Annotated in this window: 13 protein-coding genes and 1 pseudogene; 9 read left to right on the top strand and 5 right to left on the bottom strand. The window is 43.7% G+C overall.

All coding sequences use genetic code 11. From position 1 onward, the window contains the following. Positions 1 to 349 precede the first annotated feature (349 nt). From ACGHUK_RS00965 to ACGHUK_RS00975, 3 genes are all read right to left on the bottom strand, one after another. Positions 350 to 574: a hypothetical protein gene (locus tag ACGHUK_RS00965; RefSeq protein WP_238078076.1), complete on the bottom strand. Its 225-nt coding sequence runs from the start codon at positions 572 to 574 to the stop codon at positions 350 to 352. A 156-nt stretch (positions 575 to 730) separates the two neighbouring features. Continuing rightward, entirely contained in the window at positions 731 to 1,387 is a 657-nt protein-coding gene (locus ACGHUK_RS00970) for a hypothetical protein (protein ID WP_223384829.1), read from the bottom strand. Between the two features lie 313 nt (positions 1,388 to 1,700). Next, complete coding sequence (locus tag ACGHUK_RS00975; protein ID WP_390575827.1) at positions 1,701 to 2,045, bottom strand: helix-turn-helix domain-containing protein; 345 nt, start codon at positions 2,043 to 2,045, stop codon at positions 1,701 to 1,703. Between the two features lie 154 nt (positions 2,046 to 2,199). Here ACGHUK_RS00975 and ACGHUK_RS00980 point away from each other — a divergent pair, with 154 nt between their 5' ends. The 6 genes from ACGHUK_RS00980 (at position 2,200) to ACGHUK_RS01005 (ending at position 7,993) form a co-directional block, all read left to right on the top strand. Continuing rightward, on the top strand, positions 2,200 to 3,186 hold the full coding sequence (locus tag ACGHUK_RS00980; RefSeq protein ID WP_390574623.1) for an SPFH domain-containing protein: 987 nt from the start codon (positions 2,200 to 2,202) through the stop codon (positions 3,184 to 3,186). Positions 3,187 to 3,201: 15 nt separating this feature from the next. Next, positions 3,202 to 4,377 carry a hypothetical protein gene (locus ACGHUK_RS00985; protein WP_390574624.1) on the top strand — a complete coding sequence of 392 codons (1,176 nt, stop codon included), beginning with the start codon at positions 3,202 to 3,204 and terminating at the stop codon, positions 4,375 to 4,377. 168 nt (positions 4,378 to 4,545) lie between these two features. Next, a complete protein-coding gene (locus tag ACGHUK_RS00990) occupies positions 4,546 to 5,346 on the top strand; it encodes a hypothetical protein (RefSeq protein WP_287511008.1) in 801 nt (266 codons plus the stop codon). Positions 5,347 to 5,357: 11 nt separating this feature from the next. Further along, positions 5,358 to 5,777, top strand: coding sequence for a hypothetical protein (locus tag ACGHUK_RS00995; protein WP_287511006.1), 420 nt, complete (start codon positions 5,358 to 5,360; stop codon positions 5,775 to 5,777). Positions 5,778 to 6,173: 396 nt separating this feature from the next. Beyond that, positions 6,174 to 6,788 (top strand): PBECR4 domain-containing protein, encoded by a 615-nt coding sequence (locus tag ACGHUK_RS01000; RefSeq protein ID WP_390574625.1) that lies wholly within the window; start codon positions 6,174 to 6,176, stop codon positions 6,786 to 6,788. Positions 6,789 to 7,078: 290 nt separating this feature from the next. Further along, complete coding sequence (locus ACGHUK_RS01005) at positions 7,079 to 7,993, top strand: hypothetical protein (protein WP_390574626.1); 915 nt, start codon at positions 7,079 to 7,081, stop codon at positions 7,991 to 7,993. Positions 7,994 to 8,135: 142 nt separating this feature from the next. Here ACGHUK_RS01005 and ACGHUK_RS01010 read toward each other — a convergent pair. After that, positions 8,136 to 8,297, bottom strand: a pseudogene (locus ACGHUK_RS01010) (DUF6061 family protein); the annotation flags it as partial. A gap of 453 nt (positions 8,298 to 8,750) precedes the next feature. After that, positions 8,751 to 8,969 carry a hypothetical protein gene (locus tag ACGHUK_RS01015; protein ID WP_390574627.1) on the bottom strand — a complete coding sequence of 73 codons (219 nt, stop codon included), beginning with the start codon at positions 8,967 to 8,969 and terminating at the stop codon, positions 8,751 to 8,753. Positions 8,970 to 9,253: 284 nt separating this feature from the next. On the opposite strand from ACGHUK_RS01015, the gene ACGHUK_RS01020 reads away from it, so the two are divergent. The 3 genes from ACGHUK_RS01020 to ACGHUK_RS01030 all read left to right on the top strand — a co-directional run bounded on the left by ACGHUK_RS01020 (position 9,254) and on the right by ACGHUK_RS01030 (position 13,212). Further along, on the top strand, positions 9,254 to 10,786 hold the full coding sequence (locus ACGHUK_RS01020) for an N-6 DNA methylase (protein WP_390574628.1): 1,533 nt from the start codon (positions 9,254 to 9,256) through the stop codon (positions 10,784 to 10,786). Next, positions 10,786 to 11,934, top strand: coding sequence for a restriction endonuclease subunit S (locus tag ACGHUK_RS01025; RefSeq protein WP_097774605.1), 1,149 nt, complete (start codon positions 10,786 to 10,788; stop codon positions 11,932 to 11,934). The genes ACGHUK_RS01020 and ACGHUK_RS01025 overlap by 1 nt, the downstream gene beginning before the upstream one ends. Positions 11,935 to 12,096: 162 nt before the next feature. Then, positions 12,097 to 13,212 carry an AbiH family protein gene (locus ACGHUK_RS01030; RefSeq protein ID WP_390574630.1) on the top strand — a complete coding sequence of 372 codons (1,116 nt, stop codon included), beginning with the start codon at positions 12,097 to 12,099 and terminating at the stop codon, positions 13,210 to 13,212. The last annotated feature ends 25 nt before the right edge of the window (positions 13,213 to 13,237 follow it).

Here is a 13,237-nt window from a genome sequence, read left to right on the forward strand (position 1 = left end):
AGGCTATGTAATGCGACACGCCGCATTCGCACCAACGGTGCGAAGCTAGAGCAGGGTTTGGGGAAGGCACTCCCCAACAAGACCGCGGTTGCGTAGCAACGAAAGCCCCAGTGGGGCTTTCGAGTGGCAGCACGGTTTGCGTAGCAAATGGAGGAGTCTCACTCCGACAAGTGCTAGACCATGTGGACAGCAATTTTTCAAGCATTGAAAATTTGTGGCCACAGGTCGATACTTGCTTTCGCCCTTTCCGTGCAACACTGAAAATTTCAGAATTCGAACCGCAATGCACGTTGAAAATTTTGCAGAGCAAAACGTGTGAAAAGGCAAAGCCCCTGCTCATGATCACCGTTCACACCGAACGCAGTTCCTGCCCCTGTTTTGCAGCGGCGTTGTCCGGCTCACCCACAGAAAGTGTGAGGTCATGGCGCAGTATCTCGTTCAGACGGCTTATGAAGAATTCAAGGTGCAGCTTCCCAAAAGAAAAATACCGCCCTGCAAGACAGGCGAAAAATTTTGTCGGGTGAAACGGCGGCAAAACAAATCGGGTGTGTTGCGGGGCGGTAAAAATCTTCATGGGGAATAAATCCTCACCGTTCTGTACTTTTCTACAAATTTGGTGGGATTTGCGATAGAGGGTATCATGGATTGCAGGGCGCGTCAAGATGGTTTTGCAAAATTTATTGTGGTAAAGCGGTGATAGTAGGACTTATTATTTGAAGCAACATAAAATTCAGCAGTTCTGCGATTGATACCATTCATTGAAATAGCGGTTGCTTTCCTCTTCATTGTGAACCCATTTTTTCGATGATTTGAAGGCATTGAACGGAGGACTGTATCCTCTCAGCGGCGTGATTTCCTGCACGTCTTTGACATTCCGATGTTGGATGATTTCAAATTCGCTGCGCTCAGGAAGATACGCAATTACCTTGTCGGCGTGAATTGTTCCTTGGTATACATGGCAGGGGCAGCGGTAAAAAAGTTCACTGCGGTGTGCAAACCATTCAGCAACATCGTAAGAGAGCGACCATGAAATAGAAAGCGGTGCGCGCTCAATGCTGCCGATGCCGCCGCGATATACGGTGAACATCTCAATGTCTCTTACGCTCTCCGGCAGAGCATCGCGCCAGTTGTCAGGACGAATGATTTTGGCTCGGCGGACATACTTCCGAATGATGGGAGAATGATCGCCGTGACTGTAATAATGTTGTAAGGCGTACCGACATTTGATTTCAAGAGGCATCAGATGTTCGCATTTGTACAGCAGGTCTTCCATCATCTTGGCATCGTAGAAGGAATATTTTTCAAAGGTTTGCCAATCTTGGTCATGGGCAGCTTGAATAGCCTCTTGGAATCTGGCGTTGAGAAACAAATTGTCTCGATAGATCACGCTTCGGGTCGCCTCCTTGTCATGGTTTGGTGAAAGGTTTGCAGTTCCTGTCCCATAAAAGAAAAGAACCGCCCTGCAAGTCAAGCGAAAAATTTTGTCGGGTGAAACAGCGGCAAAATAAATCGGGTGTGTTGCGGGGCGGTAAAAATCTTCATGGGGAATAAATCCTCGCCGTTCTGTACTTTTCTACAAATTTGGTGGGATTGCGATAAAGAGTATCATGGATTACGGAGTGCGTCAAGATGGTTTTGCAAATTTTATTGCAGTGAAGCGGTAGAAGTGTGACTTCTTGTTGCATGGCGGTCATGCAGAATCAGTCTTTGCTATGGCTCATCCGATGTGCAAATCTAAGTAAAAGAGTCAGGTCTTCTTCATCTAAAGTACGCATTTCAGATAAGATCGAACTAACGAGTTCGGGATGCAGGCTCTCGGTATCAAAGAATTGCATCGGTGTAATATTGAAATAGTCACAGATATTGAAGAATTGTGACATGGAAGGCAATGCTTTTCCAGAACTGATACCTTGGATATAATTTTTGTTTTGGCCTAAGTCAAGGCTCATCTGGTATTCTGAAACATTTCGTTTCATGCGGAGTTCCGTAATGTGTTGACGAATGTACAGGGCATAATCCACTTTGTTCACCTCATGAAAAATCATACATGGAAACAAAGAAGAAGGTTCCATATACAAAACCTTATTTTGCCCGGAACTTAGATTGATAATACAGATACAATGTGGTAAAATGAAAAAGAACTGGTTGAAACGACAGAACAGTTCTGGAAAGCTAAGATGCCAGCGGAGGTGAATGGAATTGTCAATCGCGCAGATCGTCAAATACGAAGGTGATAACAGCACCTTCGTATGGAAGCACCCCAGTGAAGATTTCAACACGTCTACACAGTTGATCGTTCATGAATCGCAGGAAGCCATTTTCTTTATGAACGGTCAGGCACTGGACTTGTTTGGTGCTGGTCGGTATACCCTTGAAACCGAAAACATCCCTCTTATCCGTAAAGTCGCCAATCTTCCAACAGGAGGACAGACACCTTTCCATTGTGAAGTCTATTTTATAAATAAGACGGAGCAAATGGCAATTCGATGGGGTACAGATAGCAAAGTCCAGTACCTCGAACCTACATACAAATTTCCTATCTCGATTGGTGCCAGCGGTGAAATGTCGCTTAGTGTGTCCGATTCCAGAAAATTGCTCATTAAACTGGTTGGCACGGAAGCCTTTTTAGGACAGGCAAAGCTGATTCAGTTCTTCCGGGCATTCCTTATGACGAGGGTAAAAACATACATTGCCCAAACAATGGCAGCAAATGCAATCAATATCTTTGAAGCGGATATTGGCATTGTGTACCTTGTTGTTCAAATCGCAGTTCTTTTCATATTTGTGTTTGCGGAGAAACTTCCAACATGGTCTGCTCTTGTGATTTGCACTGCTATCGCTGCCATAGCTGCAATTTTTATGATTGCCGCTGATGCAGGTCGAACAGAGATTGAAAGAGTAGAACAGAAAATTAAAGGAAAGGTTTTCTACATCAAAAATCTTCAAGTTGACATGGAAATTCTTGCAGGCGCGGAAAAAGATGCGAAAACAAAGAAAGCACTCGAACAACTTGCTGAAAAAATACGCTTTTCTGACCCCATGAGCAATGAACAGTTGGCTGTTTTGAAAGATAAAATATCGCTTGCAGTTGAAAATCTGAAATCTTCGGATGATAAAATGAAAATCATAGAAGATCTTAATTTGCTGCTTGATGAACGAAACAGGAAATGCAAAATTCTGAAATAATTGGAGGATATGTCAATGAAGCGGTTGACTTGTGAAATGTGCGGAAGCACGGATTTGATTAAACAGGATGGTGTTTTTGTCTGCCAGACCTGCGGTTGCAAATACTCCATTGAAGAAGCCAAAAAGATGATGGTGGAAGGCACCGTTGACGTATCTGGCAGTACCGTCAAGGTCGATAACGAACGAAAAATTGAGAACTTGAGAACACTGGCCGATCGAGCTAAAGCAGAAGGAGATACAGAAACGGCTGCTAAGTATTTTGAAGAACTGCTCAAGGAAGACCCAAATAACTGGGAGGCAAACTTTTATACAATCTACTATGCTGCGCATAATATAAAGATTACGCAGATTGGCAGCGCGGCCAATCGCGTTAGTAATATTATCGATACTGTGTATAGTTTGATTAAAGAAAACTTACATACTCCTGACGAGCAAAAGGCAGCAGGTAGAGAGGTCGCCTATGCAGTTGCTAATTTTTCGAGTTACTTAATTCCGAATGCGACTAATAATTTGGGAACAACGACTGAAAGTATTGATAAGGCAGTCGATGAATGGCTGGTTCCTATTTGTTTAATGAACATTCATGTGGGCGATTCATTGGTTAAATATTTTGGAGATTACGAAATTGCCGAGAAAGCATATGCAGTAGTGGCTAATTTTACAGGTATGGAAATCACTGAAACAGGTCGCCAAGTTATGGATTTGGCCAAGAACCGTCTTATCCCTATCCGTGAAGAAAAAGCCAAGAAAGAACTTGAAGAAAAAGAAGCGATTGCGGCAGCGACAAAAAGGAGAACAGAAGAATATTGGGCTTGCCACGAGGAAGAGAGAAAACAATTAGAAGCACAGATGGAATCACTGCTGGAAAATCGAAAACATCTGAACTCTCAAGTTGAAGCCTTGCGTAAGGAAATGGATAATGTTCCATCCATAGCAGTGCGCGATGAAAAGCAAAAGGTGATGGGTGATCTCAAGGAACAACTAAAATCTCTAGGCTTCTTCAAAGGCAAAGAAAAGAAGAGCATTCAAGCAAGAATTGACGAACTGAAGCATGAAATGGAGCAATTAACTGCTTCCATTGAATCGGAAAAGGCCCCGCTTCAGCAAAAAATCAGCGAGCTTATGGGCGAAGTAAGAAAATTGGATGAACAGGTTGGTACAATCACCATTGAGTTAACAAAAGAACGTTAATTGAATATGGCATAGAACAAGGGCACCGAAAATCTCGTGAAAAGAGAGAAATTTGGTGCTCTTGTTTTGTTAAAACAAACAAAGTTTCACTTGATATTGGCAAAAACTTTATCTGGTTGATGAAGTGTGCTATACTTCATCAAAGAAAAGTCAAAAGAGGGTGAAATAATGTTTACCGGTTTTAACTTGCAGTTGAATGAATCCGAGAAAAAGTGTTTGAGCACCTATGAGGCAAAGGGAAATCAGTTGTTCCAAGATCAACAAAATCAAATTCGCAAGACATTGGATGGATATGTTAACGCTGATGGCAGTCTGAGCGCAACAGAAATCGAATCGGATTGGTTTGAACATATAAGTGCGAATGTGTTTTTGTCGCATTCTCATGCGGATGAAAAAACGGTTAAGGCACTAGCAGCATTTTTACAGGAGTATTATGGTATAACGTGTTTTATTGATTCTTGTGTATGGGGTTATGCAGAAAATTTGTTGAAAGAGATTGATGAGAAGTATTGCAAGTTTCAGAAAAATGATGGTTCATATTGGTACGATTACAGTAAAAGAAACCAGTCAACTAGCCATGTGCATATGCTTTTAAATGGAGCGTTAGCAAAAATGATTGCTGATACAGAGTGCTTGATTTTTATCAATACTCCAAATTCAATTGCAGCAGAAGATTCAAAAGATAAAGCAAAAACTGGCTCTCCGTGGATATATAGTGAACTGCTGATGGCTACGGAATTTCCTCACAGAACTTGGGCGAGTTATCGAGAGACTCTTCAACATGGTCTCCGGAAAGACGATAAGATGCTAGAGTTTGCACAAGAACTGAAAGTAAAGTATGAGGCTCCTATTGAAGAATTGAACGATTTGAGTTTTAGTGATTTGCAACCCGACAAACTTGGGAAAAAGGCTGTCGATCCGCTTCATACGCTGGACACTTTGTATAAGAACAAAGGAATTGTTATATAAGGATGCGCATTATGGAAAATAAAATCAAACATTTAGAGATGATAGAACACATTATAGAGAGAATGGCCAAGAATAGTTTTCAGCTAAAGACTTGGACGATGACATTAGTTGCGGCTATTTTTGCGTTATCATCTAAAGATGCCAATAAACAAGCTTTGGTCTTTGTTTTTATTCCAACGATTGGTTTTTGGTTACTAGATTCATTTTACTTGCAGAAAGAGCGTGAATATAGGATACTTTACGAAAATGTCACAAAGACAGATGAGGGAAATATCAACTTTAGCATGAACACCGGAAATGCAAAAGCGACACTTAATGAGACAAAACCAGTGTGTTATTGGAAATGCTTTTTTTCAACAAGCGAATTGCTGTTTTATCCAGTGTTGCTTGCGTCGTTTGTGATTTTGATGTTTGTTTTTAAGATACTCTGAGGGGAAAGATATGTTTATTGACATAACATCAATTCGGACAATTGAGAGAAGTGTATGCGATAGATAAAAGCTGGTTCATAGAAAGAAGAGAAATAAAGGAATCGCTTTATTGAACTGTTGCATACACTGTTATTGAAATAAAAATTTTGAGCTTCTAAAGTTCAACTACTTGCACTTACGTCCTTTTGTGGTATAATAAAGCTAGAGGATAGCGGCATTGACCAGCTATCGGTGGCGATGAAACAGTGGACTGGTTCGGTATCAGCCGATTGTGGAGCCAGACCGTGGGTTGAGCGATAACCACAAGCCGAATAGATTCGATGAATCGAAAGAAAACGCTTAATAGGAGCCTTGCCTTTCGGCAGGGCTTCTATTTTTTTGAGGGAAGGTGAAAATGTGCAGGACGAACAGCAAGATATTTTGTATCGGGCAGCAGAAGTCTGGAAAGAACTGACTGAGTACCACTATGTTTTCACCTACGGCTATAAGGGTGAACTGCACGAGATCAAGCTGACATTTTCACCAGAGGACTTCCCTCACCTTGCTGGGTTCCACTACCTGAAAGACATCGCCTTGCCCCGGTATAGTCCACGCAAGACTGTTGATATGATTCTGTCTGATAAGATCACCTACGACAAGGTAAAGAAGGGCACACTCTATCAGGAGTATGTGAAACCGCGTCTGCTGGCACTGGTGCGGTTGAAAGAAATACTGGAACAGGAGTTCGATTTGTTCTCCTATATGCCCCAGTTTTATCCGTTCGTGACCAAAATCAAAGCGGATTACCTGATTTCCAGCCGAATCGAACCAACTGCCTTTGTGTTCATTATCCGGGAATCTCCCTCCGGCAATGCGGTATGTGACTTTCTGTGTTGTTCTGCTTTTGAAGAAAGCGGCCGTGACTACCGTGCAAACCAACGTTCTCGAACGCTCCTGAAGAAAGAGCGTGTACATATCGAAACGCAAGACACGGTGGTTCTGTATGACCGCTTGCCGAAAAATCTCGATTAACAAAACGATGCCCACCCGCCTATGGTTCTACCATAAGTGAGTGGGCATCGTTTGTCACTCTTCTGTCAGGGCAGAAACGGGAGGTTGTCCGTCTGGCATTACAGAGTGGTCGGACAAGGCTTTGTCCTCTCTGATGAAGTTGACAAGCTCTGCGAATTTTTCGCCGAGCATCAGGATAAGCGTGCGATTGAAAATTCATCAAGCGCACGCAACTCGCTCTATGAAAATTAGCATTTTATGCTATAATATCGGTAAAGTCAGTGTACTGCAAATGCGAAACGGAGGCTTTTATGGGGAAACGTACATTTGAGGATGTTAAAAAATATGTTGAGTGGCAAAGCCGAGGTAAATGCAATGTGTTAAGTGCCAAACCAGAACAGCATTTTAACGACTTAGGTGTTGATGTTTGTGTCTGGAATGTCAAAACTGATGCCGATGGTGATTGGTGGGTAGTAGAGGGTGATAGTGTTCCCATGAACTTGTATCCTCAAAGCGCCTATTATTTCGGAACCGACGAGGTGTACTCTTTTCACATGGGGTTAATGCAAAGAATGAGCGCCGCTCAAGATGAATACCATCCAGAAGATTTTGTGAATGGAGTAACCCTCGGAGCAGAAATTGCTCCCCAATTATTCCGAAAACTAAAAAGTGTTGCTGCCTTGATTGATGCTGCTAAGGAAATAGAAGATTTTCAAGCAATAGGCGTCCAATGCAGGGAAACGCTAATTGAACTTGGAAACCACATTTACAAACCTGTAATGGCTGGGGACGAGGAGCAGCCCCAAGCATCAAACTTTAAGCGCAAGGCAGAATTGTTTGTTCAGTTTTATTTGAAAGGATCAGAAAACTCTGATTACCGTAGCATCATTAAGAAGCTGACAGAGGCGACATGGGATTATGCAAACAAAATCACGCATTCACGAAGTGCTACATACTATGAAGCGTCAACTTGTGTTACTCTGTGCATCTCTCTTGTTGGTGCTTACGAAAACATTCTTCAAAAAGTATTTGACCCTCTCGCACAATATTACTGTTCCGTATGTAAGAGCAAGAAGCTCAGTATAGATGGCGATGATACAGATGCCGATGGTATGGTTGAAAAACTATATCTACATTGCGAAGAATGTGGTGCGACAACCGAAGTCCTCTTTGAAAAAGGCAATGGTGATAGAACATCATACATTACCGGCAAGGTTGTAGAATGAGATATTAAAGCGAAAATCCCAGACTATCAGCAGGCATTGATAGTTTGGGATTCTGCTTTTGCAGCGATTTACTGTTTATAGGTGGCGGTGACCGTGAACCACAATCTTTTCAAAGTCCGGGTGCTCCGCCTGCCAAGAACGGTAGCCAGTCCAGCTCTGCCCGCTGTGCCGGGGTGCTGCCGTACTCGTCCTCCACGGCGATGCAGTCGATGGCAAGAGTGGTGCCATCCTCGAACCGGGCTTCCACCCGGTTGGTGTCCATATTGAAGCAGCAGGAAAGCAGTTTGTTCATGGTGAACCTCATTTCTATATCAAACGGTGTCTGTTCGGATGTCCTAAACCCTGCCATAAAACCGGTGGTTGATTTGTCCATTGGGCTTTGTTTTGCCCGTCTGCACATTTTTGCACACTTTTTGCACACCTGAATAGCTGGATAACGGTTGCAAAGCATTACACTGTATGCAAATAATGCGGTGTGTGCAAAGGCGTGTTTTGCGATGATACGATAAAAATAACGCTTCTTCGAACTTTTGAAATTTGACGAATGATGCACCTTGGATTCTTTTAATCAGAGGGCCAGGGATTCGAGTTCCCTCGAGCGCACCAAAATCCCACGAAGAGTCGTAAGATTCCTCGTGGGATTTTCTTTTATACGCCATTTGCACGGTCTCTGCACGGCCTCTGCACGGTCCGCATTTTTCGTGTCAGATGGAGTAAGTCTGTGAATTACTCTGCAATCCGTGCTATTTTTTGCAATTCAGGTCAGCAGAGCCAGGCGAAGCTGCGCTTTTACAGAGGGGTCTGCGTCCTTCAGAAGCTCCAAAAGTGCCGACACGGAGATGGCCGGTTCTGCTTCAACCGGGGCAGCCTGCACAGGTGTTGTTCCCTGTACGGCTTTCACATCACCGCCGGAGATCATCAGTTGGTAAGCAGAGCGCAGGCTGCGCGATGGAATCGCTGAATAGCACAAAAGCATGTTGGAGTCCAGATGTAAAGAAAAAACGGCAAAGCAGGTAAAATTCACTTTACCGTTTTATAGCAATTCAACTTCTTCATGTAACAGCAACAGCGTTGAATTGCATATCGCAAATTGCTGTTTTAACGTTCCACTAATTTTTTGCCTTGCGATCAAGAAAGCACTTACGATAAACGCTCTACATTGAAAATATAATCGTACACTGCTATAATAAAATTGTGATATTATCACCAAAAATTCGAGATGCAAAGCGTTTGCGATTGGCAAACATTCAGGAGGAACGCATGGTAACAGGAGCCATTAAAAATAAGGTAGACAAAATCTGGACGGACATTTGGGCAGGCGGCATCACCAATCCGCTGACCGTCATTGAACAGCTGACCTATCTCATGTTCATCCGGTCACTGGACGAGAAAGAGCTTGCCACCGAAGATTTTGAGAACATGGCGGGCGAAAAGATGGAGCACATCTTCCCGGCCAGCGCGGCAGGACAGTCTATGCGGTGGAGCCGCTTCAAGGATAAAGATTCCCGCGAAATTTTCCTGACCATGCAGCAGCGGGTGTTCCCTGCCATCAAAAAGATGAAATATGGCCGTCTGCCGGACTTTGATGCAAACGGCGAGCTGGTGGAGATCGCAGACGACCCCACCCGCCCGGACGAGGGTAACACCGCCTTTGCGCGGTATATGGACGATGCCATGTTCCTGATCCCCACGCCGCAGGTGCTGCAAAAGATCATCACCGGGCTGGAGGATCTCTACACCCACGACATTGCCGACCTTGATATGCAGGGCGATTTGTACGAGTATATGCTGGGAAAACTGGCAACGGCGGGTCGGAACGGCCAGTTCCGCACGCCTCTGCATATCATTGATATGATGGTGGAGCTGGTGCAGCCCACGCCGGACGACTTTATCTGCGACCCCGCCTGCGGCACGGCGGGCTTTCTGGTGTCCAGCGCGCAGTACCTCCGCGCCCACTACGAGGACAGCATGACCTCGGAGCAGTGGCAGCATTTTGCCGGGCCGATGTTTGCAGGCTTTGACATGGACCGCACCATGCTGCGCATTTCGGCCATGAACCTGATGCTCCACTCCATCACGAACCCGGAAATCGACTACAAGGACAGCGTGTCGAAGCAAAACTCCATTTGCAGCAAGTATACCGTTTGCCTTGCGAACCCGCCGTTCAAGGGCACTGTGGATGCCGAGAGCATCAACGACGACCTGAAGGCTGTCACCAACACCAAAAAAACAGAATTGCTTTTCCTTGCGCTCTTCCTGCGGATGCTCAAAACCGGCGGACGCTGCGCCTGCATCGTGCCGGACGGCGTGCTGTTCGGTTCCAGCAAGGCGCACCAGAGCATCCGAAAGGAACTGATTGAAAACCATCAGCTGCGGGCGGTCATTTCCATGCCCTCCGGCGTGTTCAAGCCCTACGCAGGCGTGTCCACGGCGGTGCTGGTATTTACCAAAACCGGCGCGGGCGGCACCGATAAGGTGTGGTTCTACGATATGAAAGCCGACGGCCTCTCGCTGGACGACAAGCGCACCGAGGTGAAGGAAAACGACATCCCGGACATCATCGCCCGGTTCCAGAACCTTGATGCCGAAGCCGACCGCAAGCGCACCGAGCAGAGCTTCTTTGTGCCCAAAGAAGAAATTGCCGCCAACGGGTACGATTTATCCATCAATAAGTACAAAGAGACCGAGTATGTGCCGGTGGAGTATCCCTCGACCACGGAAATTCTGGCCGACCTGCATGAGCTGGAAATGGAGATCACCAAGGGTCTAGCAGAGTTGGAGGAGATGGTGTGATGGCGAAGTTGGGAGAGGTTTGTACTATTGTATCTGGTTCGACACCAAAAACATCTGTTACGTCCTACTGGGATGGCAACATCAAATGGATAACACCTGCTGAATTGAACGAAGATACTTTTTACATTATGGATTCAGTTCGGCACATTACTGAAGAGGGAAAAGAAAAAACAGGATTGTCTTATCTGCCGACAGGAACAGTCATTTTATCGTCTCGTGCGCCGATTGGCAAAACCGCAATTGCCGGTTGTAAAATGTGTTGCAATCAAGGATTTAAGAACCTTATTTGCTCAGATGCGATTTATAATGAATACCTCTATTTTTTCTTGAAATCAAAAACAGACTATCTCAATTCATTGGGACGTGGCGCAACTTTTAAAGAAATTTCTAAATCCATCGTTGAAAATATTGAGATTCCGTTACCTGAAGTAAACCAGCAAAAAGAAATTGCAGAAAAATTCAAGAAGCTAGAGCAGTTGATTTCGCTCCGTAAGCAGCAGCTTGCCAAACTGGACGAACTGGTAAAGGCACGGTTTGTGGAGATGTTTGGGGATGAACAGGCATTTAATAAAGAACCGCTGAGCCAAAATGTTGAAGAAATGTTCATTGGGCCTTTTGGCAGTAGTTTGAAAAATGAAAACTTTGTTTCCAAAGAAAATGGTTACTGCATGGTATATGAACAAAAGCATGCTATTCGCAAAACTATGGATGTCGAAACTCGGTATATAGACAAACCGAAATATGAAGAACTTAAACGATTTTCAATTCATGGTGGCGATATTATTGTTAGTTGTCGAGGAACAATAGGCGAAACCTATATTGTCCCCTTAAATGCGCCGTTAGGCATTATGCACCCATCCATTATGAAAATTCGTGTGAAGGATTCTATTTACAACCGAGTTTTCTTTGACTTCTTACTACAAGAAAAGCTAAAGCAACATGAAGCACAAGCTAATGGAAGTGGCGTGAAAATGGCCGTAACGGCAAGTGCGCTGGGCAAAGAAGAGTTTATTGTTCCTTCAATTCCGTTTCAAAATCAGTTCGCCGCTTTTGTGGAGCGTGTAGACCAGCAGAAGCAGACTGTACAGCAGAGCCTTGAAAAGTTGGAATTGATGAAAAAGGCGCTGATGCAGGAATATTTTGGGTAACTCCCCCAGTCGCCTACGGCGACAGCCCCCTCAGAGAGGGAGCCTTAACGTGGCCGCAAGGCAAAAGCCTTCCTCTTTGAGGAAGGTGGCACGGCGCAGCCGTGACGGAAGGAGTTACTACCGTCATATGAATATGTGAAATGGAAGGGAAAAACAATAAAGATGAATGTTACTTTTATGATTGGAAATGGTTTTGATTTAGGGATTGGATTAAGGACGGCCTATTCGGATTTCTATAAAGTGTACTGTAAACCAAACTCGAAAGATTCTCCGGAAGTAAGGAAATTTAAATCGGAACTAGAAGAAAATTATGAAAATTGGTCGGATTTTGAAGAAGCGTTTGGTGAATATGCAGGCAGAATAGATGATGCTGAAGACTACTTGGCCTTTTTTGAGGATTTTGTAGAATCGTTCTCAGAATATTTAAGCCAAGAGGAAAATAATTTTGATCCTTCAAAATCCGATTTAATTATAAAAAGGATGAAGGAAGCACTGACCTCTTATTATAATATTCGACCGGCAGATAAAGAAGCGCTCATAAATAGAATAGATGGAAATAGAGCTGAATTTAATTTTATATCGTTTAATTATACGCTGTGCCTAAATGACTGCTTGGAAATTCTCAAGCATAAACCCAATTATGATGCGGAAATAAAAGGATACATCAGGGATATTATTCATGTGCATGGATTTACAGATCATGACATGATAATGGGAGTGAACGATATAGAACAAATAAAGAACAAATCATTCTCTGAAGATATAGATATAACAGAGGAAATTGTTAAACCTTTGCAAAATCAAATTATCCGAATGAACTTTGACAATAATGCGGTACGCATTATAAACGGAAGTGATATTATCTGCGTTTATGGAATGTCCATTGGCTCGACGGATAAAATATGGTGGAAACTGGTGATGGATTGGCTACAAAGAAGTACTGGGAACCATTTAATCATTCTACAGCATAGAGCTGGCGCAAAATTCCCGTTTCGGTGGAACAGAATAGTTAAGGAAATACGTTCTAAACTGTTTTTGTATGGAGATGTTCCAGAAGAAAAAAGAAAGTCTTTGGAAAATAGAATACATATTGATGTCAACCACGACATATTTTCTATGAACCTAAGGACTGACGTTGCTCGTGAACCTAATAATACGGGAATATCTGTCGGATTAGGAGCTTCGGATGTGAAAAGAATACTTGATGATATGATAAATGAGAAAACAGCAAAGGACGAAGATGTTAACGCCATGCTGGATGATGTATTTACTCACTAAAAACAATTTTCAGAAAGGAGCCCTC

Source organism: Faecalibacterium sp. i25-0019-C1, from assembly GCF_042854225.1.
Classification (GTDB): Bacteria; Bacillota; Clostridia; order Oscillospirales; family Ruminococcaceae; genus Faecalibacterium; species Faecalibacterium taiwanense.

Excerpts from the sequence above, each read along its gene's own strand:
- ACGHUK_RS01005 (WP_390574626.1), top strand. The coding sequence starts at position 7,079 with ATGGGGAAACGTACATTTGAGGATGTTAAAAAATATGTTGAGTGGCAA.
- ACGHUK_RS00990 (WP_287511008.1), top strand. The coding sequence starts at position 4,546 with ATGTTTACCGGTTTTAACTTGCAGTTGAATGAATCCGAGAAAAAGTGT.
- ACGHUK_RS00985 (WP_390574624.1), top strand. The coding sequence starts at position 3,202 with ATGAAGCGGTTGACTTGTGAAATGTGCGGAAGCACGGATTTGATTAAA.
- ACGHUK_RS01030 (WP_390574630.1), top strand. The coding sequence starts at position 12,097 with ATGAATGTTACTTTTATGATTGGAAATGGTTTTGATTTAGGGATTGGA.
- ACGHUK_RS00995 (WP_287511006.1), top strand. The coding sequence starts at position 5,358 with ATGGAAAATAAAATCAAACATTTAGAGATGATAGAACACATTATAGAG.
- ACGHUK_RS01025 (WP_097774605.1), top strand. The coding sequence starts at position 10,786 with ATGGCGAAGTTGGGAGAGGTTTGTACTATTGTATCTGGTTCGACACCA.
- ACGHUK_RS00965 (WP_238078076.1), bottom strand. The coding sequence starts at position 574 with ATGAAGATTTTTACCGCCCCGCAACACACCCGATTTGTTTTGCCGCCG.
- ACGHUK_RS01020 (WP_390574628.1), top strand. The coding sequence starts at position 9,254 with ATGGTAACAGGAGCCATTAAAAATAAGGTAGACAAAATCTGGACGGAC.
- ACGHUK_RS01015 (WP_390574627.1), bottom strand. The coding sequence starts at position 8,969 with ATGCTTTTGTGCTATTCAGCGATTCCATCGCGCAGCCTGCGCTCTGCT.
- ACGHUK_RS00975 (WP_390575827.1), bottom strand. The coding sequence starts at position 2,045 with ATGATTTTTCATGAGGTGAACAAAGTGGATTATGCCCTGTACATTCGT.